Source organism: Mycolicibacterium celeriflavum (genome assembly GCF_010731795.1).
GTDB classification, from domain to species: Bacteria; Actinomycetota; Actinomycetes; order Mycobacteriales; family Mycobacteriaceae; genus Mycobacterium; species Mycobacterium celeriflavum.
Genome location: NZ_AP022591.1, coordinates 4,327,438 through 4,348,814, shown reverse-complemented (window position 1 = coordinate 4,348,814; position 21,377 = coordinate 4,327,438). Strand labels below are relative to the sequence as shown.

Here is a 21,377-nt window from a genome sequence, read left to right as displayed (position 1 = left end):
TTGAAGCGGTTAGTGGGCGAGGAATTGCAATGCATCGGGCACGAAGGTTCGGTGGTGCTGGAACACCCCGCCGTGCCCCGAGTCGGGGTAGATCTTCAGCTGCGCGTCGGGGAGTCGACGTGCCATGTCGGCTGAGTGACTGCTGTCGACCATGAGGTCGTGATCACCGTTGGCGACCAGGACGGGGTGGGTGATGAGGGAGAGGTCATCGGGTGCACTCTTACCCGCGTGTCGGATGGCCTTGATCTGAGCGATGCCCGCCCGCAACGAAATTCCCTCGTCGCGGTTCTGTGTCCGTTCTTTGAGTCGGCCGAGGTACTGCGATGCGGCGTGCTTGCCTTCCGGGGTGCGAGGGAAAAAGAGGAAGTTCCTGGGGTCGCTGCGAGTGAGTGCCGCTTTGAGGTAGGCGCCGCCGACGATGGTGGCCATCTTGTCGATGCCACCGCCGCCGCGGGGCCCGGTGCCTGCCAGGATCATTCGACGGACGAGTTCTGGCGCCTGCAGCGCCACCATCTGGGCGACGCCACCGCCTAGTGAGAATCCGAACAGGTCAACCTGTTCAAGGCCCAGGGCGCGGATGAAGGCAATGGCGTCGGCACCCATCTGCTCGACGGTGGTTGGCACCGAACCGCCGGTAGCGCCGACACCGCGATTGTCGAACGCGATCACGCGGTGGTGCGCGGCGATGCCGTCGACGATGCGCGGATCCCAGTCGTCGAGGACTGCAGTCAGGTGGTGCAGGAACACCACTGGAACGTCTGAGCCATTGCCGAGCTCGCGGTAGGCGAACGTCACGCCGTCGACGTCGATGCTGCGGTTCGGTGCGTCTTTCCAGGTGGTCATCGGCGCCTTCCTGGCTCGGCGGCCGCCATCTTACGACCGTAATATTACGATCGTAAGCTCTCGTGCTAGTATTCGCAACACCGAGATTTCGCGAGCACGGGAGGTAGCCATGGCGCGATCCGCCGCGGACCGCAAAGCCGCCACTCGTCGTCGGATCATCGAGACGGCCAGCGAGCGCTTCAAGCAGGACGGCATCGACGGCTCCGGCATCGCCACCCTCATGTCCGATGCCGGCCTGACCAACGGCGCGTTCTACGCGCACTTTTCGTCCAAGGATGATCTCGTGGCCAACGTCGTGGCCGATCAGCTACGGGCACAACACGACAACTTGAGTGCACTACCCCCTGGAAAGGCAGCGCTGGAAGGATTCGTGCGCGACTACTTGTCGCCACATCATCGCGACCATCCGGGCACCGGCTGCCCCAACGCTGCATTGCTCGACGAGATCGGCCGTTGCGATGACGGTGTCCGGGATGCCTACACCGAGGGGATACAGTCGATCGTCGACGTCATCGCCGCGCACTTGTCTCCACGTGATCCCTCCGCTGCCCGCCCAACGGCCGTGGGGCTGTTCACCGTCCTCGTCGCCACCCTGCAGCTGTCACGGGCGGTCACCGACCGGGAACTGTCCGACGGCATCCTGGCCTCCGGCATTCTCAACGCACAGCTGCTCCTCGATTACGGGAAGACCACATGAAGGCATTCGTCGTAAATCAGTACGGCAAGAACGAGTTTCGCTCTGCCGATGTGCCCGAGCCAAGGATCGGCAACGGCGATGTTCTGGTCAAGGTGAATGCGGCCGGCATCAACCCGCTGGACATCATGGTCCGCAATGGTGAGTTCAAGCAGCTCCTGAAGTACAAGCCGCCCTTCGTGCTCGGCCACGATGTAGCCGGTGTGGTCACCCAGGTCGGCGCAGACGTCCGCGGATTCAGCGTCGGCGACGAGGTGTTCGCACGGCCCCGCGACCTACGCATCGGAACCTTCGCCGAATACATCGCGATCGACCACAACGACGTCGCGTTGAAGCCGGCCGCGCTGTCCATGCCCGAAGCGGCCGCAGTCCCATTGGTCGCGCTGGCTGCTTGGCAGATCCTGGTCGAAAAGGCGCACGTGAAGCCGGGGCAGAAAGTTCTCGTCCACGCCGGTGCCGGAGGGCTGGGTTCCACCGTCATCCAACTTGCCAAGCATCTCGGTGCACACGTGGCGACCACCGCCAACGGCGCCAGAGCGGAACTGGTCCAAAGCCTCGGAGCCGACGTCGTCATCGACTACACCACAGAGGATTTCGCTCAAATCCTCACCGACTACGACCTGGTGGTGGATTCGGTCGGCGGTGAGAATCTGATGAAGTCGCTCGCGGTGCTCAAACCGGGAGGCCTGGCGATCGGCGTCACCGGCCCACCAGACGCCGCATTCGCCAAACAACTCGGCGCACCCAAACCGTTCGAGTTCGTGCTGTCGTTCATGAGCCGCAAGGTGCGCAAAGCCGCCAAGAAACTTGGCGTGCGCTACTCATTCTTCTTCATGCACGCCAGCGGCACACAGCTTTCCGAGCTTGCCGCGCTGTATGACGCGGGTCGGCTGCGCCCGGTCATCGACTCCATCTTCCCGTTCGACCAAACTGTTGAGGCTCTCGCCTACGTCGAGAACCGCAAAGCCAAAGCCGGCAAGGTCGTCATCACGCTCGACGGTCGCGGCTGATCGCTGCTGTACACCTATTCCCACCTGACCTCACCCGGTTCCTTGTCCGGGCGCAGCCCCCGCCAACTCGGTTGACGCAGCCGGTCATCGGAAGTCCGTTCGCTGTAGCGCACCTCGCCGACGAGTTCGGGGCGGACGAACGTGACACCCTTGGCGTCCTGGCGGGGCAGCCGGTCGTTGAACGGGCTCTCGTCGGTCTCCAACGGCTTGAGCGTCTTCTTGAGTTCCGCCAGCGCCTTGTCGGTGAAGCCGGTGCCGACGCGGCCGACGAACTGCAGTCCGCCGTCTGCCGGGATCCCGAGGACCAGAGCGCCGATGCCGCTCGAGCGGCCGCCTTCGCCCTGTCGCCAGCCGCCGATCACGACTTCCTGGGTGTTCCACAGCTTGTCCTTGACCCACGACGACGACCGCCGCCCCGGTTGGTACGTCGAGTCGCGTTTCTTGGCGACGACGCCTTCCCAACCCTTCTTGCGGGCATATTCGAGCGCCTCGGGGCCGTCGCCGGGCAACAGCTCCGGGACGATCAACCCGCCGCCCTCGGCAAGTGCCTCCAGTAGTCGCCGGCGGTCGGCGTACTTGGCTTTGAGCAATGGCCTTCCGTCGAGGTGCAGGATGTCGAATGCCCAGAACTCCACTCGGGTGGAGCGGGCGCGGTTCTGCATCTCGGTGAAGCTCGGCACTCCCGACTCATCGAGTGCCACCGCCTCACCGTCGAGGATCACATGGTGCTCGGCGAGATCGGCTGCGAGCGCTTCGAATTGGGTGAACTCCGCGGTGACATCGCGGCCGCGTCTCGACCGGACGGTGAGCCTCCCCCGGTCCGCGTCGACGATCACGCGGTAGCCGTCCCACTTGCCCTCGAACGCCCACTGGCCGGCCTTGAGCCTCGCGACCGAGCCTTCCGTCGACAGCATCGGCGCGAGATCGCCTGACTGCGGGCGCTTCTGGTCCTTCATCCGGTGTGCGAGCCAGTTCTTGCCGTTGGTCTGGATCAGTGCGTATCGGCCGTCGATCTTCTTGCCGCGCAAGTTGATGATGACCTCGCCGCCCTCGGCCGAGCTGTCGGGGGCCACGTCGTTGAACTTCTCGGTCTCGTACGTGCCGGTGTCCCAGACGATCATCTTGCCGCCGCCGTATTCCCCTTTCGGGATTTCGCCGTGAAAGGTCAGATACTCCAGCGGATGGTCCTCGGTGTGCACGGCCAGGTGGTTCACCGACGGGGTGTCGGGCAGATTCTTCGGCACCGCCCAGCTCACCAGCACGCCGTCGCGTTCCAGGCGCAGGTCGTAGTGCAGCCGGCGGGCGTGGTGCTCCTGGATGACGAACTTGTCGTTGTTGCCCGTTTTCGGCGGCTTGTTCGGCACCGGCTCCGGGGTTTTCGACGCGTCGCGCATGCTGCGGTACGTGGTCAGCCGATCGGGCACCGGCACGGCCTCGTCGAGCGGTGCCAGCAGATCGCCCATCTCCTCGACCCGCTCGAGAACCTCGTCGAACCGCAAGTGCCGGAGCTTGCGGTCGCCGATCTCCTCCCACGTTCTGGGCGCGGCGACGGTCGGATGTTCGCGTCCGCGAAGGGAATACGGGGCGATGGTGGTCTTGGCGCCATTGTTCTGGCTCCAGTCGACGAACACCTTTCCGGCGCGCAGGCTCTTCGTCATCGTCGCGGTCACCCGCTTGGGCATCGCCTTCTCCAACTGCTGCGCGACCCGCCGGGCGAGCACCGATGCCCCCTGAGAACTGATCGGCTCCTGCAGTGGCACGTACAGATGCAGTCCCTTGCTGCCGCTGGTCAACGGGTAAGTGGTCAGCCCGATGTCGCCGATCAGATCCCGCACCTCGTGGGCGACCTCGCAGAGTTGCCGAAACGACACGCCCTCGCCGGGGTCGAGGTCGAACACGATGCGGGTCGCCGGGCCGGGGGTCGGGGGCCCGTCGCCCTTGGCGACGAATCGCCATTGCGGCACATGGACTTCGAGTGCGGCCTGCTGCGCGATCCACGCCAACCCCTCGGCGGTGTCGATGAGCGGATACGTCGTCGTCCCGGACCGGTGGGTTACGGATGCGCGGTCCAGCCAATCCGGCGCAGAGGAGGCGAGTTGCTTCTCGAAGAACGACGACTCCTCGACACCGTTGGGCCACCGCTTGCGGGTGACGGCGCGGCCTGCCATATGCGGGATCATCGCCTCGGCGATGCCGACGTAGTAGTCGAACACCTCCGCTTTGGTGGTCCCCGTCGCCGGGTACAGCACCTTGTCCGGGTTGGTCAGCTTCACCCGGCCGAATCGATCCACAGTGTGAACGTATACCCGCTGTTACGGTGGATTCGTGACTCGACTTGTCGCGGCGGTCCTGGTCACGGCGGCGGCGCTGCTGGCGGCCCCGCACGCGGCGGCCGATCCGCAAGACCTCGTGCCCTACTGCTCGGGCGACCAGACGCCGATGGACAACAACTGCCGGCCGATGGCGCACCAGGAGTTCACCCACGGATCGGGGCTCGACCCAGACCTGTCGAGCGGCCTGGACCCCTCGAACCAACCGGTCACCTGATCATCGCCGAGTTCTGCACCAGGGTCGTAATTTCGCGTTATCCACAGCCATATCGCAGAAATCGCTGAGGACGCCGGCATTCTGTCGGTCGCCGAAGCCACGATCCGGGCATGTGGCAACCTTTCGTGGGTACCGAGGCGATCAACGCAGGCAGGCTCACGCGCGGGCAGCTGCGCTGGAATCACACCGCGGTCCTCCCGGGTGTTTACCGGCCGAACGACGCCGAACCGACCGTCTACACGAACGCTGTGGCGGCATGGCTGTGGACCGGACGCAAGGGCGTGATCGCCGGACGCGCGGCCGCCGCTCTGCACGGTGCGAGGTGGATCGACGCGTCGACCCCGATCGAGATCGTTACGGCACACACTCGGCGGAGGAAAGGCGTAATCGTCCATGAGGAGCGGATCGCCCCGGACGAGATCACTTACATCGGCGACATGGCTGTCACCAGCGTGGCTCGGACAGCGCTTGATCTGGCTCGCCATCTTCCCCGCGATCAAGCCGTCGTTCATCTGGACGCCTTGGCTCGCGCCACGGGCTTCCAACGCGACGACGTTGTCGACCTCGCCGGCCGTTACCGCGGCGCACGCGGGCTTCGTCGCGCCCGCGTCGCGCTCACACTGATGGACGGTGGCGCCCAATCGCCGGAGGAAACCCGATTGCGCCTCGGCCTCATCGACGCCGGATTACCGGCTCCGAGAACGCAGATCAGAGTCAGCGACGGGCACGACGAAGCGTTCATCGACATGGGATACGACGAACCAATGGTGGGCCTCGATTACGAGGGGCTACACCACAGCGAAAACCGCGGGCAATACGTGTACGGCATCGGTCGAGCGGCTTTCATCGACCGTCAAGGTTGGATCGACATACTCGTCGTGAAGGAGCACAGCCGACGGTTCACCCTGCATCGGGTTTACGAAGCGTTCGCCCGGCGCGGGTGGACCCCACCGAAATGTGCATGAGGGTCGCGATTTCGCGTTAGCCACAGCCATGGCGCAGAACTCGGCGCGACGGGAGACACGCCGGGTAGCTTGAAACAGTGGTGACCTCATGAGTTCGAGCGACGATCCGCAGCGGGCGCTGGTGATCGGCGAGGCGCTGATCGACATCGTCTCACGTGCCGGCGAGGTCAACGACGAGCACGTCGGCGGCAGCCCACTCAACGTGGCGGTCGGGCTGGCACGCCTCGATCGCGACGTCGACTTCCTCACCCACATCGGCGACGACGAGCGCGGCCGGCGCATCGTCGACTATGTCGAAGCTGCTGGCGTGCAACTGGTTACGGGAAGCACGGACGCGGCGCGCACCCCGACGGCGCTGGCCACCATCGACGAACACGGCTCCGCGCAGTACGACTTCGACATCGAATGGCAACTGACGGGCACGCCGGAGGTCGGGCCGCCGCTCGTCCTGCACACCGGATCCATTGCGACGGTGCTCGAGCCCGGATGTCTCGCAACCGCCGCGCTGCTCGAGACCTATCATCCTTCGGCGACCGTGACGTTCGACCCGAATGTGCGGCCGGGGCTGATCGAGGACGCCGACGCCGCACGCAGTCGAATCGACCGGATCATCGAGCGGTGCGATGTGGTGAAGGTCAGCGACGAGGACCTGCGCTGGATCGACCCCGACCGGCCGCCTGAGCAGATCGCGCGAACGTGGCTGACGCTGGGCCCGTCGGTCGTCGCGGTGACGATGGGTGCGCAGGGGGCGTTCGCGGTGTGCGCGCAAGGCATGGTCCGCGTGCCGGTGTTCCAGGTCGACGTCGTCGACACGGTGGGCGCGGGCGATGCGTTCATGACCGGCTTGGTCGACGCACTGTGGTCGCTGGGCCTGCTGGGCGCCGAGCGGCGCCGTGACCTGGCCCGAATCGGCACCGAGGCGCTGACGAGCGTCGTGCGCACCGCCGCGCTGTCCTCGGCGTTGACGGTGTCCCGCCCCGGCGCCGATCTTCCTGATCGCAGCAGCCGCGATGCGGCGCTGAAATCAGCCATACTGGGTTGATGCGTTCCATATGGAAAGGCTCGATCGCGTTCGGCCTGGTGAACGTCCCGGTCAAGGTCTACAGCGCGACCCAGGACCACGACGTGAAGTTCCACCAGGTGCACGCGAAGGACAACGGACGCATCCGGTACAAGCGCGTCTGTGAGATCGATGGCGAGGAAGTCGAGTACCGCGACATCGCGCGGGCGTACGAGTCCGACGACGGGCAGACGGTGATCATCACCGACGAGGACATCGCGACCCTGCCCGAGGAACGCAGTCGGGAGATCGAGGTGCTCGAGTTCGTCCCGTCCAGCGACATCGATCCGATGATGTATGACCGCAGCTATTTCCTCGAACCCGAGGGCAAGTCGTCGAAGTCGTACGTGCTGTTGACCAAGACGCTCAAGGAGACCGACCGGGTCGCGATCGTCCATTTCGCATTGCGCAACAAGACCCGGCTCGCGGCGCTGCGGGTGCAGGACTTCAGCAAGCGCGACGTCATGGTGATCCAGACATTGTTGTGGCCCGACGAGATCCGCGATCCCGACTTCCCGGTGCTGGACAAGGAAGTCGACATCAAACCGGCCGAGTTGAAGATGGCCACCCAGGTCGTGGACTCGATGACCGACGACTTCAACCCCGACCGCTACCACGACGATTACCAGGAGCAGATGCACGAGCTGATCCAGGCGAAACTCGAAGGCGGCGAAGCCTTTACCACCGAGGAACAGCCACAGGAGCTCGACGAGACCGAGGACGTCTCCGATCTGCTGGCCAAGCTCGAGGCGAGCGTGAAGGCGCGGCGCGAAGGCCGCGGCAGGTCCGACGATGGCGACAAGCCGGCCAAGAAAGCGCCCGCGAAGAAGGCGGCCGCGAAGAAGGCCCCGGCCAGGAAGGCCGCGAAGAAGTCGCCTGCCAAGAAGTCGACAGCCAAGAAGACCGCCTCGAAAAAGTAGCGGCCGCTAGCGCGGCTGCATGATCAGAACATCGAGCCCGTCGGGGTCGGTGGCGATGCACGACGTCCCCCACGCCTGCGGATGCGGCTCGGTGACCGGGACGCCGCTCTCGCGCAGTGTCCTGTGGGCCGCCGCGATGTCGCCGGTGGCGAGGATGAGATCGGCAGACTTGCCCACGCGGTCCGGCCTGTCGAAGGCATCGCCGCGGACCAGCACCAATCCCGTCGCCGCACCCGGTGGGCACACCTCAATCCATCGACCTGCCGGCCCCATGTCCTGGTCGGCCCGTATCTCGAAACCGAGCTTGTCGACGTAGAAGTCGACCGATCGCTGCTGGTCGCTCACGTACACGGTGACCGAGTTCAGGTGGGTGATCATGCCGTCCAGTCAACACCCGCGCCCGTCATCCCGTGAGTCTCGCGAAACGTACGCCAGGGTCGTTCCAACCGACTGTGCACGACCGTGGTGTACCGCTCGCGAGAATTAGAACGTGTTTCAGAAACTGCTGCCAGCCGCACCGTGGCCTGTTACGGTTCGCCCGGCGAGGGAAGGACTTCGATCGTGATTCTCGACAGATTCCGACTGGACGATCAGGTGGCGGTGGTCACGGGTGCGGGCCGCGGCCTCGGCGCTGCGATGGCGGTCGCATTCGCGGAAGCCGGTGCGGACGTGGTGATCGCGTCGCGCACGCAGTCGCAACTCGAGGAGGTCGCCGAGCAGATCGGCGCCGCCGGGCGACGCGCCCACATCGTCGTCGCGGACCTGGCCCACCCCGAGGACACCGCCAAGCTCGCGGGCGCGGCGATCGAGGCGTTCGGCAAACTAGACATCGTCGTCAACAACGTTGGCGGCACCATGCCGAACGCGCTCCTCAACACCTCCACCAAGGACCTGCGCGACGCGTTCACGTTCAACGTCTCCACCGCGCACGCCCTCACCACGGCGGCCGTACCGCTGATGCTCGAGCACTCCGGCGGCGGCAGCATCATCAACATCACCTCCACCATGGGCCGGTTGGCCGGCCGGGGTTTCGCCGCCTACGGCACTGCCAAGGCCGCGCTCGCCCACTACACCCGGCTGGCGGCGCTGGACCTGTGCCCGCGGATCCGGGTCAACGCGATCGCCCCGGGCTCGATCCTGACCTCGGCGCTCGACATCGTCGCCTCCAACGACGAACTGCGCGACCCGATGGAGAAGGCCACGCCGATGCGCCGCCTCGGAGATCCCGACGACATCGCCGCCGCCGCGGTGTACCTCGCGTCGCCGGCAGGCAGCTTCCTGACCGGCAAGACGCTCGAGGTCGACGGCGGCCTCACCGTTCCCAACCTCGACCTGCCCATCCCGGATCTGTGAGGAGACAGTCTTGACCATCAAAGTCGCCGCGATAGGCACCGGCAACGTCGGACGGCACGCGCTGACCCAGCTGATCAACGACCCGCAGTACCAGCTCACCGCGGTGTGGGTGTCGTCGGACGCCAAAGCCGGTAAGGACGCCGGTGAGCTTGCGGGACTGGGAGTTTCGACGGGTATCACCGCGACCACCGACCTCGACGCGGTCCTGGCTACCAAGCCCAACTGTGCGGTCTACACCGCGATGGCCGACAATCGCCTGCCCGACGCGCTGGAGGACTATCGGCGCATCTTGGCCGCCGGCGTCAACGTCGTGGGCAGCAGCGCGGTCTTCCTGCAGTACCCGTGGCAGGTGCTGCCCGACGATCTCGTCAAGCCGATCGAGGAAGCCACGCAGCAAGGCAATTCGAGCGTATTCGTCAACGGCATCGACCCGGGCTTCGCCAACGACCTGCTGCCGCTGGCACTGGCGGGCACCTGCCAGAGCGTCGAGCAGATCCGTTGCATGGAGATCATCAACTACGACACTTACGACAGCGCCACGGTCATGTTCGACGTGATGGGCTTCGGCAAACCGCTCGACGAGATCCCGATGCTGCTGCAACCCGGGGTGCTCAGCCTCGCGTGGGGATCGGTGGTGCGCCAGCTCGCCGCGGGCCTCGGCATCGAACTCGACAAGGTGACCGAAACCTATGTCCGGGAACCGGCGCCAGAGGATTTCGACATCGCCGCGGGTCACATCGCGAAGGGCACCGCAGCGGCCTTGCGCTTCGAAGTGCAGGGCATCAAGGACGGCAGGGTCGCCGTCGTCCTGGAACACGTCACCCGGTTGCGCGACGACCTGCATCCGGACTGGCCGCAACCGGCGCAGGAGGGCGGCTCGTACCGCCTCGAGATCACCGGAGAGCCGTCGTACACGGTCGACCTGTGCCTGAGCAGCTCCAACGGCGACCACAACCACGCCGGGCTGGTCGCGACCGCCGCCCGTGTCGTCAACGCGATTCCCGCGGTCGTGGCCGCGCCGCCGGGCATCCGCACGACGCTCGACTTGCCGCTGATCACCGGAAAAGGGCTGTACGCTGTGCGCTAGAGCCGGGGTTGATCACACTAAGGGCGTGCCTATGCGGACCACATTTCGTTATCTCGCTCCGGCGATCGCGGCCGGTGCCATCGCGGCGGCGCTGGCCGGGGCACCGTTGGCCGGCGCCGAACCGGCCAATCCGACGCTGCCGCAGTGCACGGACACCGGCGGTGCCCAGGCCATCGGCGGATCCACCACGGAATGCGTGTCGCCGGGCAACGTCTCGATCGACGCCACGCCCGCCCAACAGGAGTACGTGGGCCCGTGGGGCAGCATGTGGGAGGGCGACGGGTTCTTCTTCCCGTGACCGTTGGGCGCTTGTCCCCCAACCGTTTTCGCAGCGACTTACCGCGAAGGCCAAGCGTGAGGGCGATATTGCCTTGTCTCGTACCGCTTCTCGCCGCAGGCGGGATCGGCGCGTCCGCACTCACCGCACCCACCGCCGCCGCCACGCCCGAATGCACCCACATCGCGCCGAACACCACGCAGTGCGATACGAACGGAAGCTCCCAGATCGTCACGTCGCCGTCGGTGCAGACCGGGCCGTACCGCGGCTGGGCGTGGGGCCCGATCGTGATTGGCGGGCGGGGCAGGTGACCCCCCGCACCACCCCGGCCGGAGGTTTCGGCTAACCTAACTTTTCTATTCGCTACTCCGGATAGAAGGTGGGTCGGTGGTTCAGCGCAGCGAGATAAAGCTGCGGCCGAGTTGGCTGTTGCTCGGCCCGGCGTTCGTCGCCGCCATCGCCTACGTCGACCCCGGCAACGTCGCCGCCAACGTCAGTGCCGGCGCGCAGTTCGGGTTCCTGCTGGTCTGGGTCATCGTCGCGGCCAACGCCATGGCGTGCCTCGTGCAGTACCTCTCGGCCAAGCTGGGGCTGGTGACCGGGATGTCGCTGCCGGAAGCGGTCGGTGGCCGGATGCGCCGCCGCACCCGGCTGTCCTACTGGCTGCAGGCCGAATTGGTGGCAATGGCAACGGATCTCGCGGAGGTGGTCGGCGGCGCCATCGCGTTGTACCTGCTGTTCGACCTGCCGCTGCTCACCGGCGGCATCATCACCGGGGTCGTCTCACTGCTGTTGCTGTTGGTGAAGGACCGCTACGGCCAAACCTCGTTCGAACGCGTCATCACCGGACTGCTGTCGATCATCGCGGTGGGTTTCCTCGCCAGCCTGTTCGTCGCTCCCCCGCCCGTCGGCGAGGCGGCGGCCGGGCTGGTTCCGATGTTCGCCGGCACCGAGAGCGTCCTGATCGCCGCCGCCATGCTGGGCGCGACCGTGATGCCGCATGCGGTTTACCTGCATTCCGGCTTGGCCCGAGACCGGCACGGCCATCCGGAGCCGGGACCGATGCGGCGGATGCTGCTGCGGGCCACCCGCTGGGACGTCGGCATCGCGATGGTCATCGCGGGCGCGGTCAACCTGTCGATGGTGTTGGTCGCGGCCACCAACCTGCAGGGGCAGGAGAACACCGACTCGATCGAGGGCGCACACGCCGCGGTCCGCGAGACTCTCGGCCCGACGATCGCGCTGCTGTTCGCCATCGGCCTGCTGGCGTCGGGGCTGGCATCGTCCTCGGTCGGCGCCTACGCGGGCGCGATGATCATGCAGGGGCTACTGAAGCGCTCCATTCCTCTGGTGCTGCGCCGACTCATCACCCTGCTGCCGGCCCTGGCGATCCTCGCGATCGGCCTCGACCCCAGCCGGGCGCTGGTGTTGTCGCAGGTGGTGCTGTCTTTCGGGATCCCGTTCGCGCTGATTCCGCTGGTGCGGTTGACCGGCGACCGGAGTCTGATGGGCGACGACACCAACCACCGCGTGACGACGGCTCTCGGCTGGGGCATCGCCGCTCTCATTAGTCTTTTGAATGTGGTGCTGATCTATCTGACGCTGACGGGTTGATGCTCAACCACGCCTACTTCGCGTACGGATCGAACCTCAACGTCACGCAGATGGCGTTGCGGTGCCCCGACGCGGCCAATCCCCGTCCGGCGAAGCTTGCCGACCACGACTGGCTGATCAACCAGCGCGGCGTCGCCACCGTCGAACCGTTCGACGGCTCCGAAGTCCACGGGGTCGTGTGGCAACTCACCGATCACGACCTGGCTGTGCTGGACAGCGCCGAGGGCGTTCCGGTGCGCTACCGCCGCGACCGGCTCACCGTGCACACCGACGACGGCCCCGCCGAAGCCTGGGTGTACATCGACCATCGCGTTGAGCCCGGGCCGCCGCGTCCGGGATACCTGGAACGCATCATCGACGGCGCCATGCATCATGGCCTGCCGCAGCGCTGGCTGGACTTCCTGCGGCGATGGGATCCGGCGCATTGGCCTGCAAAATGGCACGGACGGTCCGCTTACTCCGACCTGCCTGCGCCGCAATCGCTTTCGGAGCTGTTGGCCCAGCCCGGCGTCACTGAGGACTGCACGCTGCGGTCCCGCTTCGGATTTTTGGCGATCCATGGCGGCGGCCTGGAGCAGATGACCGACGTCATCGCCGAACGGGCGGCCGACGCGGCGGGCGCCTCGGTGTATGTGGTGCGCCATCCCGATCACTACCCACACCATCTGCCCTCGGCGCTCTACCGGGGGCAGGAGTCCGCTCGTCTCGCGGAGTTTCTCGACCACGTCGACGTCGCGGTGTCGCTGCACGGGTACGGCCGCATCGGTCGCAGCACGCAACTGCTTGCCGGCGGTCGCAACCGCACTCTCGCCGAACATCTCGCCCGCCATGTCGGCGTGCCCGGTTACCAGGTGATCACCGATCTCGACACGATTCCCCGCGAACTGCGCGGGCTGCACCCCGACAATCCGGTCAACCGCGTCCGCGGCGGCGGAGCGCAACTCGAGCTGACACCGCGCGTGCGTGGCATCAGCCCCCGCAGCCAGCTACCCAGCGACGACGGTCTCACGCCCGCCACCTCCGCATTGATTCAGGGACTCGTCGCCACCGCGCATTCCTGGTGACTCGATTCAGCTCAGTCATCCGGCGTGCAGGTGGCTCCGAATACTGGATGTGGACGGCTCACATCTGTACCGGACCCGGACCGCACATCTGCGGCGCGCGCCCGTGTACCACCATTTCGAGCACCACGGATACAGCTGGTATGTCGACGTCGACCGGCTGCCCCGGCTTCCGTGGTGGCTACGCCCCTTCGCCCGGTTCGACGCGCGCGACCACCTCGACGGCGCGCCGCAGGACTCCCTGCGCCAGCGCATCGACGTGTTCCTGCGGGAGCGCGGCGTCGACCTGGATGGCGGGCGGGTCACAGCCCTGCTGCAGGCGCGGGTGCTCGGCTACGTTTTCAACCCGGTGACGCTGTTCTGGTGTCACGACGCCGACGGTGCGCTGCGCCATGTCGTGATGGAGATGCACAACCGCGGCGGCGGGCGGCACGCCTATCTGCTCCCGCCCGGTCCCGACGGCATGTCGATCACCCCGAAGAAGCTGCGGGTTTCGCCGTTCAACGGGGTCGACGGCCACTACCTGGTGCGCGCCCCACAACCTGGCGCCCAGCTGGATGTGACGGTATCGCTGCACCGCGGCAACGAACCGGCGTTCATCGCGACGCTGCGCGGCACGCGCAGGCCGGCGAACATCGTCGAGTTGTTGCGGATGCAGCTGGTCGCGCCGCTGGCCCCTCTGATGACCGCACTGGAGTACCGGATCCAGTGCCTCACGCTGTGGCTGCGTCGCGTTCCCGTCGCGCCCCGGCCCGAACGAGTCGACCAAACACGCGCTCCGGCACCGGCTTTGGTCACCCATGCTGCCAGATCGCGATAACGATGACGTTGCTGACGCCGGTCGCTAGGCTACCGCTGGTGACCACGGACCTCGACGAACTGCTTCGCCAGGTGGCCCAGCAGGATGTCGAGGCGTTCGCCACCTTCTACGACCGCACCCGTGCGCGGGTGTTCGGCCTCGTCACCAGGGTGCTGCGCGACCCCGGCTATAGCGAGGAAACGACGCAGGACATCTACTTGCAGGTGTGGCGCACCGCCGACAGCTACAACCCCGCCGCGGGATCACCGCTCGCGTGGCTGATGACGCTCGCGCACCGCCGCGCCGTCGACCGGGTGCGTTCCGAACAGGCAGCGAGCCGACGCGAGGACCGGTACGGCGCGGCCACTGTCGACCCGCCCGCCGATCACGTCGCCGACTCGGTGATCCTGCGCGACGAACGTCGCCGGGTGGCCGACTGCTTGCGATCGCTGACCGACGTGCAACGTGAGTGCATCCAACTCGCGTACTACGACGGGTTGACCTACGCCCAGGTGTCGGAGCGGTTGTCGGCGAACCTGGCCACCATCAAATCGCGGATGCGCGACGGCCTGCGCGGCCTGCGCAAGTGCTTGGGGGTGGTGGCATGACAGAGCCCCTCGATTCCGACCTGGGCGCGCTCGCTGCGCCGTACGCACTCGACGCGATGTCCGATTCCGAACGGGCCGACGTCGACCGCCGGGTCGCGGCTGCCCCACCCGCCGTCGCACGGGCCTTTCATGAGGAAGTGCGAGCGACTCGGGAAGCGATGGCCGTGGTGTCGGCCGGCACCGCAGTTGAGCCGCCGGCGGAGTTGCGCGCGCGCCTGCTGGCCGAGGTCCGTGACGCGAGACTCGCACCCGTACAACCACTCCGGTCACGTCGCTGGCAGCGGATTGCGTTGGCAGCTGCGGCGGTGCTCGTCGTCGGCCTCGGTGCGCTCGGGGTCGGCCTCGCGCTGCGGCCGGCGCCCAGCCCGTCGACCGCCGAGCAGGTCTTCGCCGCACCCGACGTGCGGACCGTGTCGGGCGTCATCCCGGGCGGGGGCACCGCAACGGTGGTGTTCTCCCGCGAGAAGGACGCCGGGGTGCTGGTGATGAACAACGTCGCACCGCCGCAACCGGGCACCGTCTATCAGATGTGGCTGATCGACGAGGCCGGGCCGCATCCGGCGGGCACCATGGACGCGCAGGCCGTCGCACCGTCCACCACCGCCGTGCTGCCCGATCTCGGCGACTCGCGCACGCTGGCGTTCACCGTCGAACCGCCCGGTGGCTCACCGCAGCCGACCAGCGCCCCGTTCGCCCAACTGCCGTTGGCTTAGGTGCCCGAAAGCGTGGCATCGGCCGCTTCGGCGACGACATCGCCGACGTCGCGGCGGCGCTCCCACGCCCGTCGCTGCCGGATCGCGCCGTTGCCCTGCTCGGTGACGCGGTGCAACTCGTCGAACACCAGGTCGTAGTCGCCGACCGCTTCGAGCGCCGGGCGCACATGTTCGATCAGCCGGTCCAGCAGCGCCCGCGCGGGGACCCGCTCGTGGGTTTCCAACAGATCGACCGCATCGCCGTCCAGACCGTCGCGCGCGGACTTCCAGTAGGCGGCCTTCAGTGCGTGCGGCGCGAGCGGCGGTGTCGGCTCGCCGCGCCGCTCGTCCTCGAGCGCGGTCATCACGGCTGCCCGGGTGAGCGCGGCCAGGAGCACGGTCTCGGCCGCCGTCGCGGGCACGTCGGCGACGCGCACCTCGATCGTCGGGAAGTTCGCCGACGGGCGCACGTCCCAATAGACCATGCCGTCGTCGAGCATCGCGCCCGCCTGTTGCAGCATGCGCACGATGGCGTCGTACTCGTCGACGGAGTCGAAGTGCGGCGGCGGGCCGGCGCTGGGCCAGCGCGCCCACAAGACGCTGCGCCAACTGGCGTAGCCGGTGTCGGAGTTGCGGTAGATCGCGGAGTTCGCGCTCAGCGCCAGCAGGCTGGGCAGCCATGGCCGCAGCCGGTTGCTGACCCGGATCGCGGCTTCCCGGCTGGGCACCGCCACGTGCACGTGGCAACCGCAGATGCCCTGCTCGTGAGCGACCATGCCGAACTTGTCGCCGATCTCGCGGTATCGCGGCGTGTCGGTGATCGGGAAGTCCCGGGGAATGGTCGGCGGCAACCCGACCGCGAGCAGTTGCGCCCCCGCGGACCGCGCGGCGTCGGCCGCGACGCGCCGCAGTCGCAGCAATTGGTCCCGCAGTTCGCGGGTGGAGCCGACCACCTCGCTGGTGGTCTCGACCTGGCAGGTCGTCAGTTCGAGTTGCAGCTTCACGCCGTGCTTGGCGGCTTCGCCGGCGACGGCCTCGTTGAGCGCGACTGGTTCACCGGTCGCCGGGTCGGCGAGCAGGAACTCCTCTTCGACGCCGAGCGTGGGGTGCGTGGCCATGAGCGAAATATTGATCCGGCCCGTCGGAATGGTTCACGACGGGCCGGATCCGGGCAACAAGTCCTTCGGCTAGGGGACTTCGGTTTCGAAGTCGGCGGCAGAGTATTGCCCCGCTCGTGTGCGAGCCAAACATTCTTTCCTGACCCGCGCCCACCATACGATCGATCCGTGACCAAACCGTTTCGGTTCGGTGTCGGCCTGCAGGCCGCGCGCCGACAGAAGTCAGTGCAGGACTGGGCCCGCCGCGCCGAGGACATGGGCTACGACATCGTGCACGTCGCCGATCACCTCTATACGACGGCACCGTTCCCGATGATGACGGCGATGGCCATGGCGACCGAGCGGCTGCGCGTGGGCACCTTCGTCCTCAACGCCGGCTTCTACCGCCCCGCGCTGCTGGCGCGCGAGGTGACCTCGCTGCGCGACCTGAGCGGCGGGCGCCTGGACCTCGGCCTCGGGGCGGGATACGCCAAGGAGGAGTTCGAACAGGCCGAGCTGCCGTTCCCGTCGGCCGGCCAGCGGGTGGACTGGCTGCGCCACGTCACCGAGCACATCCGTGAGCACGCCCCCGATGTGCCGATCCTCATCGCGGGCAACGGCGACAAGTTGTTGACGCTGGCCGCACAGCGGGCCGACATCATCGGGCTCACGGGCGGCGCGCCGATCACGGCGACGTCGGATCCGCTCGCCGACCGCATCGCGTTCGTCCGTGCGGCCGCCGGTGACCGGTTCGACGATCTCGAGCTCAACATCGCCGTCACGGCGATGCCGACCGACGACACCGGCCGGCCCGACCTGTCGATCACGCGCCGGTTCCTTCCGCACCTGTCCGAGGACGAATTGCTGAGCACGCCGGCGGTGCTGTCGGGGTCGGCCAAGGAGATCGCCGACACGCTCCGCGGCTATCGCGAGACCTACGGCATCAGCTACATCACCGTGCAGCAGTTGCACGCCGAGGCGTTCGCCAAGGTGATCGCTGAGCTTTAGGGTCCTTGTCCTGCTCGCGCCGCCGCGGTGTCGGCGCTCCGCAGCACGAAGTCCGACCACACTGGTTCGCGCACCGCGTCGTGGTACTCGTAGAGCTTCCATGGGCTGACGGTGTGGATCTCGCCGCGGGCGTTCTTGAAGTACGAATGCTTGATCGAAGGATGCGACCAGACGGTCATCTTGATCGCCTCCTGCGATCGTCGACGCCAATCCTCGGTGGCCTCGGAACTCGGCTCGATCGAGTGCAGCCCGTCGGCGAGGGCGTGCAGGCACTGGCCGATGTAGCGCATCTGCAACTCCGAGTTGAAGATCAAGCTGCCGCCGTGTGCGAGATGGGTGCCGGGGCCGTAGGTGAGGAAGAAGTTCGGGAATCCGGGCACCATGATTCCGCGGTGCGCGTAGGGGCGGTCGCCCCAGACCTCACGGAGCTCGGCGCCGTCGCGGCCGGTGATCCGTATTGGCCACAGCACCTCGGTCGCGCGAAACCCGGTGGCGTACACGATGACATCGGCATGCCGCTCCCGCCCGTCGGCGGTCACCACGCCCGTCGGGGTGATCCGCTCGATCGGCGTGCGGACCAACTCCACGTTGTCTCTGCGCAGGGTTCGCAGCCAGGTTCCGTCATCCTGCAACGTGCGTTTACCGGTGGCGGGATAGTCGGGCAGCACCTTGGCGAGCAGTTCCTCATCGCCGTCGACCTGGCTTTGGATCCAGTCGGTGAACATCATCCGCGCGGCGGCGTTGATATCGCTGACCGCGTAGTCGCCCTGTTCGTAGCCGGGGTCGACGCGGGCGGCGTCGAGACCCTTGTCGGCACCGGGCCACAGCAGCAGGAAGCGGTACCAGCGGCTGTAGAACGGCAGGTGTTCCATCGCCCAGCGGCTGCCGTCGCCAACTTTCTTGTGGTACATCGGGTTCGGGAACATCCACTGCGCGGTGCGCTGGAAGACGTCGAGGTGCTCGACCTGCTCGGCTATCGCGGGCGCGATCTGAAAACCGCTGGCGCCGGCGCCTATCAGCGCGACCCGCCGCCCGGTGACGTCGACGCGGTGATCCCACGCCGCGGAGTGAAACGACGGACCGGCGAACGTGTCGGCGCCCTTGATGTCGGGTACCTGCGGCCGGTTGAGTTGGCCGACGGCGCTGATGATCGCGCGGGCGGTGACCCTCGATACCCGGCCGTCCTTGGAACGCAGAGCGACGGTCCAGATTCCGGCCGCATCGTCCCATTCGGCGGAGACCACTTCGGTCTGCCACCGGACGTGCTCGCCGATGCCGTGCTTGTCCATCACGTCGACGAAGTATTCGCGCAGCTCCGGTTGTTCGGCGAAGTAGTGGCTCCACTTGTTGCTGGGTTCGAAGCTGTAGCAGTAGAAGTGGTTCGCCACGTCGACGCGTGCGCCCGGATAGGTGTTCTCGCACCAGGTTCCGCCGGGCCCGGCGTTCTTCTCCACGACCGTGAACGGAAGACCGGCCTGCTTGAGTCGAACGGCGGCGAGCAGCCCCGACTCGCCGCAGCCGATGACGAGCACAGGGAGCCGGGCCGCCGAATTCGGGTCCACGGGCTGCGGCCTGCGCGGATCGACGCCGTCGAGGTCGAGTTCCTCGGTGAGCAGCGGCAGATACTCCTCGCCGACCGGTTCGCAGGCCGCCCAGTCCATCATCTGCTTGACGACGGACGCGCTCAGCGGCGCGGGTTCGGGGCAGCCGCGGTCGCGGTAGGCGGTGATGACCTCGAGCGCCTCGGCCCGCGCCCGGGCCTTGTCCTCCTCGGACATGAAGCCCTGGACCTCGTTGAGGAACAGCCCGGCCTGGGCGTAGTCGCGGATGAAGCGCAGGTCGCCGGTGATGTGCACCAGGCTCAGCAACAGGGTCGGCACGCTGACGTCTTCGAGCGCCTGCCGGATCTCGGCGGTCGGCGTGGTGAAAGGCGTCCCCGCGTAACGACTGCCCACGACGTGTCCTCCTTGACCGCGACGGTCCGACCTATAATTACGGAACTTCAAGTAGCGTAATGGACGCAGGGGCGTCCCGCTGACGTTTGACTGGTCCGCGCTGCTCAGTCGGAGCCGGTAAGCTCCGAGCGGTCCCGCCCTCGTAGCTCAGGGGATAGAGCACGGCTCTCCTAAAGCCGGTGTCGCAGGTTCGAATCCTGCCGGGGGCACCCGTTTCCGCAGTTCAGCTGGCGTTTTCCCTATTGTCCGGCGCCGTGCCGGGTGCTGATGACGCGCTGCGCGATGTCGGCCAGTTTGACGTTGCTGTCCTGCGAGAGCTGCTTGAGCATCTCGAACGCCCGCACGTCGTCAACGCCGTAGCGTTCCATGATGATGCCCTTGGCCTGGCCGATGCGGTCCCGGCTGGACATCGCCGACTTCAGCTGTTCCCCCTCCCGGCTGGCCAGTATCGCGGCGGCGGCGTGCGCGGCGAGGATCGCGCCGATCGTCTCGTCTTCGGCGTCGAAGGCGTGTGGCTTCGTGCTGAACATGTTGAGCGCCCCCGCGGTGCGCTCCGCGGTGTAGAGCTTGACCGACAGTCCACTGAGTATGTCGCGCTCGACCGCGGCGGCGGCGTATCGCGGCCAGCGCTCTTCGGAGCGGAAGTCGTCAGTGCGCACGATCGACTCGTTGAGCGCCACCTGCACGCACGGTCCCTCGCCGAACTGCATCTGAAGTTCGTCGAGTTCGTGAGGTAAATCCGAGGTGCCCGCAAGCGATTCGAACTTGCCTCCGCGGGCCACGAGCAGCACGCCGACCGTGTCCGCACCCGGAATCAGTTCTTTCGCCGTCGCGGTGACGTCCTCTAGCACCTCATCCACGGTGCGCGGCGCAGCGGAAGCCCGTGCCAGCTCGGCCATCCGCTCGGCCAGATCATGGGTTCGGGGCTGCGTCATATATTGAGGTCTTCCCTTCCACGCCTCGCCCTACACGATTGTTTGCCGTTTCGGGCATCGGGCATGTCCTACCCAAGCACGTGTGACGGTCGACCGTCACCCGTGCTGAGGTCTCGTCGGTTCAGCCAGGAGCCGGCGGGGCCGCCCTACGGGGTCAGCGCTGGGATTGTCACTCCCGTCTGGCGCTCGACGCCACGGCCGCACAGCTCAAGGCGGGCGAAAATCTCCGGGAAAAAATCTGGCACTCGCGGATAGCGAGTGCTAAACTCGCTGGTGCACAGTGATTTAGCTGCCCGCCAGGGTGGCGGGCTCTGAGTGACGTAGGAGGTGAATTGCTGTGCTTCGCTTCGATCCGTTCAGTGAATTGGATGCTCTGACCCGCGGCCTGCTGACCAACGAGACCGGATCAAATCGTTCGCCCCGGTTCATGCCGATGGATCTCTGCAAGATCGACGACCACTACCTGCTGACCGCCGATCTGCCCGGTGTCGATCCCGGTTCGGTGGATGTCAGCGTCGACAACGGCACGCTGACCATCTCCGCCCATCGCACGGCACGGTCCGAGGACGGCGTGCAGTGGCTGGCCAATGAGAGGTTCTTCGGCACCTACCGCAGGCAGCTGTCCCTCGGTGAAGGCATTGACGCATCGGCGATCTCGGCCACCTATGAGAACGGTGTGCTGAGCGTGACCATCCCGATGGCGGAACGCGCCAAGCCGCGCAAGATCGATGTCGCCCATGGCGGCGGCCAGAAGTCGATCGAGACCACGACCGTCGAAGCCGGGTAGGCCACATCGCCGAGACTGCGGGCAGATCGCGATTCGTCCCGATTCTGCGATCTGTCCGCAGTTTC

At 66.8% G+C, this 21,377-nt stretch carries 23 protein-coding genes and 1 tRNA gene; 18 read left to right on the top strand and 6 right to left on the bottom strand.

From position 1 onward, the window contains the following. Positions 1-9: 9 nt before the first annotated feature. A complete protein-coding gene (locus G6N18_RS20840) occupies positions 10-843 on the bottom strand; it encodes an alpha/beta fold hydrolase (RefSeq protein ID WP_067219807.1) in 834 nt (277 codons plus the stop codon). Here G6N18_RS20840 and G6N18_RS20835 point away from each other — a divergent pair. Further along, positions 836-1,540 (top strand): TetR/AcrR family transcriptional regulator, encoded by a 705-nt coding sequence (locus tag G6N18_RS20835; protein WP_322790889.1) that lies wholly within the window; start codon positions 836-838, stop codon positions 1,538-1,540. The two genes, G6N18_RS20840 and G6N18_RS20835, sit on opposite strands and share 8 nt — an antisense overlap. Next, positions 1,537-2,547: an NADP-dependent oxidoreductase gene (locus tag G6N18_RS20830; RefSeq protein ID WP_083002421.1), complete on the top strand. Its 1,011-nt coding sequence runs from the start codon at positions 1,537-1,539 to the stop codon at positions 2,545-2,547. The genes G6N18_RS20835 and G6N18_RS20830 overlap by 4 nt, the downstream gene beginning before the upstream one ends. A gap of 14 nt (positions 2,548-2,561) precedes the next feature. On the opposite strand, the gene G6N18_RS20825 is transcribed toward G6N18_RS20830, so the two are convergent. Beyond that, complete coding sequence (locus tag G6N18_RS20825; protein ID WP_083002418.1) at positions 2,562-4,838, bottom strand: ATP-dependent DNA ligase; 2,277 nt, start codon at positions 4,836-4,838, stop codon at positions 2,562-2,564. 34 nt (positions 4,839-4,872) lie between these two features. On the opposite strand from G6N18_RS20825, the gene G6N18_RS20820 reads away from it, so the two are divergent. The 4 genes from G6N18_RS20820 to ku all read left to right on the top strand — a co-directional run bounded on the left by G6N18_RS20820 (position 4,873) and on the right by ku (position 8,039). Next, positions 4,873-5,094: a hypothetical protein gene (locus tag G6N18_RS20820; protein ID WP_067219793.1), complete on the top strand. Its 222-nt coding sequence runs from the start codon at positions 4,873-4,875 to the stop codon at positions 5,092-5,094. Between the two features lie 110 nt (positions 5,095-5,204). Continuing rightward, complete coding sequence (locus tag G6N18_RS20815; protein ID WP_083002414.1) at positions 5,205-6,059, top strand: hypothetical protein; 855 nt, start codon at positions 5,205-5,207, stop codon at positions 6,057-6,059. Between the two features lie 88 nt (positions 6,060-6,147). Continuing rightward, entirely contained in the window at positions 6,148-7,101 is a 954-nt protein-coding gene (locus tag G6N18_RS20810; protein WP_083002410.1) for a carbohydrate kinase family protein, read from the top strand. Then, on the top strand, positions 7,101-8,039 hold the full coding sequence (gene ku, locus G6N18_RS20805; protein WP_083002407.1) for a non-homologous end joining protein Ku: 939 nt from the start codon (positions 7,101-7,103) through the stop codon (positions 8,037-8,039). Before G6N18_RS20810 ends, ku begins: the two co-directional genes overlap by 1 nt. A 6-nt stretch (positions 8,040-8,045) precedes the next feature. On the opposite strand, the gene G6N18_RS20800 is transcribed toward ku, so the two are convergent. Continuing rightward, entirely contained in the window at positions 8,046-8,417 is a 372-nt protein-coding gene (locus G6N18_RS20800; RefSeq protein WP_083002404.1) for a VOC family protein, read from the bottom strand. A gap of 183 nt (positions 8,418-8,600) precedes the next feature. Between G6N18_RS20800 and G6N18_RS20795 the strand changes: the two genes are divergently transcribed. From G6N18_RS20795 to G6N18_RS20755, 9 genes are all read left to right on the top strand, one after another. Then, a complete protein-coding gene (locus G6N18_RS20795) occupies positions 8,601-9,392 on the top strand; it encodes an SDR family oxidoreductase (RefSeq protein WP_083002400.1) in 792 nt (263 codons plus the stop codon). A 10-nt stretch (positions 9,393-9,402) separates the two neighbouring features. Next, on the top strand, positions 9,403-10,479 hold the full coding sequence (locus tag G6N18_RS20790) for an NAD(P)H-dependent amine dehydrogenase family protein (RefSeq protein WP_083002398.1): 1,077 nt from the start codon (positions 9,403-9,405) through the stop codon (positions 10,477-10,479). Between the two features lie 31 nt (positions 10,480-10,510). Continuing rightward, a complete protein-coding gene (locus tag G6N18_RS20785) occupies positions 10,511-10,777 on the top strand; it encodes a hypothetical protein (RefSeq protein ID WP_083002395.1) in 267 nt (88 codons plus the stop codon). Positions 10,778-10,833: 56 nt separating this feature from the next. Then, positions 10,834-11,067, top strand: coding sequence for a hypothetical protein (locus tag G6N18_RS20780; RefSeq protein WP_083002393.1), 234 nt, complete (start codon positions 10,834-10,836; stop codon positions 11,065-11,067). A 76-nt stretch (positions 11,068-11,143) separates the two neighbouring features. Then, positions 11,144-12,370, top strand: a complete 1,227-nt coding sequence (locus tag G6N18_RS20775; RefSeq protein ID WP_083002390.1) for an Nramp family divalent metal transporter — start codon at positions 11,144-11,146, stop codon at positions 12,368-12,370. Further along, complete coding sequence (locus G6N18_RS20770; protein ID WP_083002387.1) at positions 12,370-13,434, top strand: poly-gamma-glutamate hydrolase family protein; 1,065 nt, start codon at positions 12,370-12,372, stop codon at positions 13,432-13,434. The genes G6N18_RS20775 and G6N18_RS20770 overlap by 1 nt, the downstream gene beginning before the upstream one ends. Before the next feature lie 49 nt (positions 13,435-13,483). Next, positions 13,484-14,251: a DUF1365 domain-containing protein gene (locus tag G6N18_RS20765; protein WP_234806164.1), complete on the top strand. Its 768-nt coding sequence runs from the start codon at positions 13,484-13,486 to the stop codon at positions 14,249-14,251. 2 nt (positions 14,252-14,253) lie between these two features. Beyond that, positions 14,254-14,838, top strand: a complete 585-nt coding sequence (locus G6N18_RS20760) for a sigma-70 family RNA polymerase sigma factor (protein ID WP_083002380.1) — start codon at positions 14,254-14,256, stop codon at positions 14,836-14,838. After that, entirely contained in the window at positions 14,835-15,551 is a 717-nt protein-coding gene (locus tag G6N18_RS20755) for an anti-sigma factor (RefSeq protein WP_083002377.1), read from the top strand. The genes G6N18_RS20760 and G6N18_RS20755 overlap by 4 nt, the downstream gene beginning before the upstream one ends. Here G6N18_RS20755 and G6N18_RS20750 read toward each other — a convergent pair. Further along, positions 15,548-16,648, bottom strand: a complete 1,101-nt coding sequence (locus tag G6N18_RS20750; protein ID WP_083002373.1) for a glutamate--cysteine ligase 2 — start codon at positions 16,646-16,648, stop codon at positions 15,548-15,550. The two genes, G6N18_RS20755 and G6N18_RS20750, sit on opposite strands and share 4 nt — an antisense overlap. 168 nt (positions 16,649-16,816) lie before the next feature. Here G6N18_RS20750 and G6N18_RS20745 point away from each other — a divergent pair, with 168 nt between their 5' ends. After that, complete coding sequence (locus G6N18_RS20745) at positions 16,817-17,635, top strand: LLM class F420-dependent oxidoreductase (protein ID WP_083002370.1); 819 nt, start codon at positions 16,817-16,819, stop codon at positions 17,633-17,635. Here G6N18_RS20745 and G6N18_RS20740 read toward each other — a convergent pair. Then, positions 17,632-19,590 (bottom strand): flavin-containing monooxygenase, encoded by a 1,959-nt coding sequence (locus G6N18_RS20740; protein WP_083002367.1) that lies wholly within the window; start codon positions 19,588-19,590, stop codon positions 17,632-17,634. The two genes, G6N18_RS20745 and G6N18_RS20740, sit on opposite strands and share 4 nt — an antisense overlap. 136 nt (positions 19,591-19,726) lie before the next feature. Between G6N18_RS20740 and G6N18_RS20735 the strand changes: the two genes are divergently transcribed. Further along, positions 19,727-19,799, top strand: a tRNA-Arg gene (locus G6N18_RS20735). 30 nt (positions 19,800-19,829) lie between these two features. Here G6N18_RS20735 and G6N18_RS20730 read toward each other — a convergent pair. Beyond that, on the bottom strand, positions 19,830-20,525 hold the full coding sequence (locus tag G6N18_RS20730) for a GAF and ANTAR domain-containing protein (protein ID WP_083002364.1): 696 nt from the start codon (positions 20,523-20,525) through the stop codon (positions 19,830-19,832). A gap of 337 nt (positions 20,526-20,862) precedes the next feature. On the opposite strand from G6N18_RS20730, the gene G6N18_RS20725 reads away from it, so the two are divergent. Then, complete coding sequence (locus G6N18_RS20725; protein WP_083002361.1) at positions 20,863-21,312, top strand: Hsp20/alpha crystallin family protein; 450 nt, start codon at positions 20,863-20,865, stop codon at positions 21,310-21,312. The last annotated feature ends 65 nt before the right edge of the window (positions 21,313-21,377 follow it).

What these genes read in the sequence shown, in the direction of transcription:
- G6N18_RS20840 (WP_067219807.1), bottom strand. Translation starts at nt 843, where the DNA reads ATGACCACCTGGAAAGACGCACCGAACCGCAGCATCGACGTCGACGGC.
- G6N18_RS20830 (WP_083002421.1), top strand. Translation starts at nt 1,537, where the DNA reads ATGAAGGCATTCGTCGTAAATCAGTACGGCAAGAACGAGTTTCGCTCT.
- G6N18_RS20815 (WP_083002414.1), top strand. Translation starts at nt 5,205, where the DNA reads ATGTGGCAACCTTTCGTGGGTACCGAGGCGATCAACGCAGGCAGGCTC.
- G6N18_RS20810 (WP_083002410.1), top strand. Translation starts at nt 6,148, where the DNA reads ATGAGTTCGAGCGACGATCCGCAGCGGGCGCTGGTGATCGGCGAGGCG.
- ku (WP_083002407.1), top strand. Translation starts at nt 7,101, where the DNA reads ATGCGTTCCATATGGAAAGGCTCGATCGCGTTCGGCCTGGTGAACGTC.
- G6N18_RS20800 (WP_083002404.1), bottom strand. Translation starts at nt 8,417, where the DNA reads ATGATCACCCACCTGAACTCGGTCACCGTGTACGTGAGCGACCAGCAG.
- G6N18_RS20785 (WP_083002395.1), top strand. Translation starts at nt 10,511, where the DNA reads ATGCGGACCACATTTCGTTATCTCGCTCCGGCGATCGCGGCCGGTGCC.
- G6N18_RS20770 (WP_083002387.1), top strand. Translation starts at nt 12,370, where the DNA reads ATGCTCAACCACGCCTACTTCGCGTACGGATCGAACCTCAACGTCACG.
- G6N18_RS20760 (WP_083002380.1), top strand. Translation starts at nt 14,254, where the DNA reads ATGACGTTGCTGACGCCGGTCGCTAGGCTACCGCTGGTGACCACGGAC.
- G6N18_RS20755 (WP_083002377.1), top strand. Translation starts at nt 14,835, where the DNA reads ATGACAGAGCCCCTCGATTCCGACCTGGGCGCGCTCGCTGCGCCGTAC.
- G6N18_RS20750 (WP_083002373.1), bottom strand. Translation starts at nt 16,648, where the DNA reads ATGGCCACGCACCCCACGCTCGGCGTCGAAGAGGAGTTCCTGCTCGCC.
- G6N18_RS20730 (WP_083002364.1), bottom strand. Translation starts at nt 20,525, where the DNA reads ATGACGCAGCCCCGAACCCATGATCTGGCCGAGCGGATGGCCGAGCTG.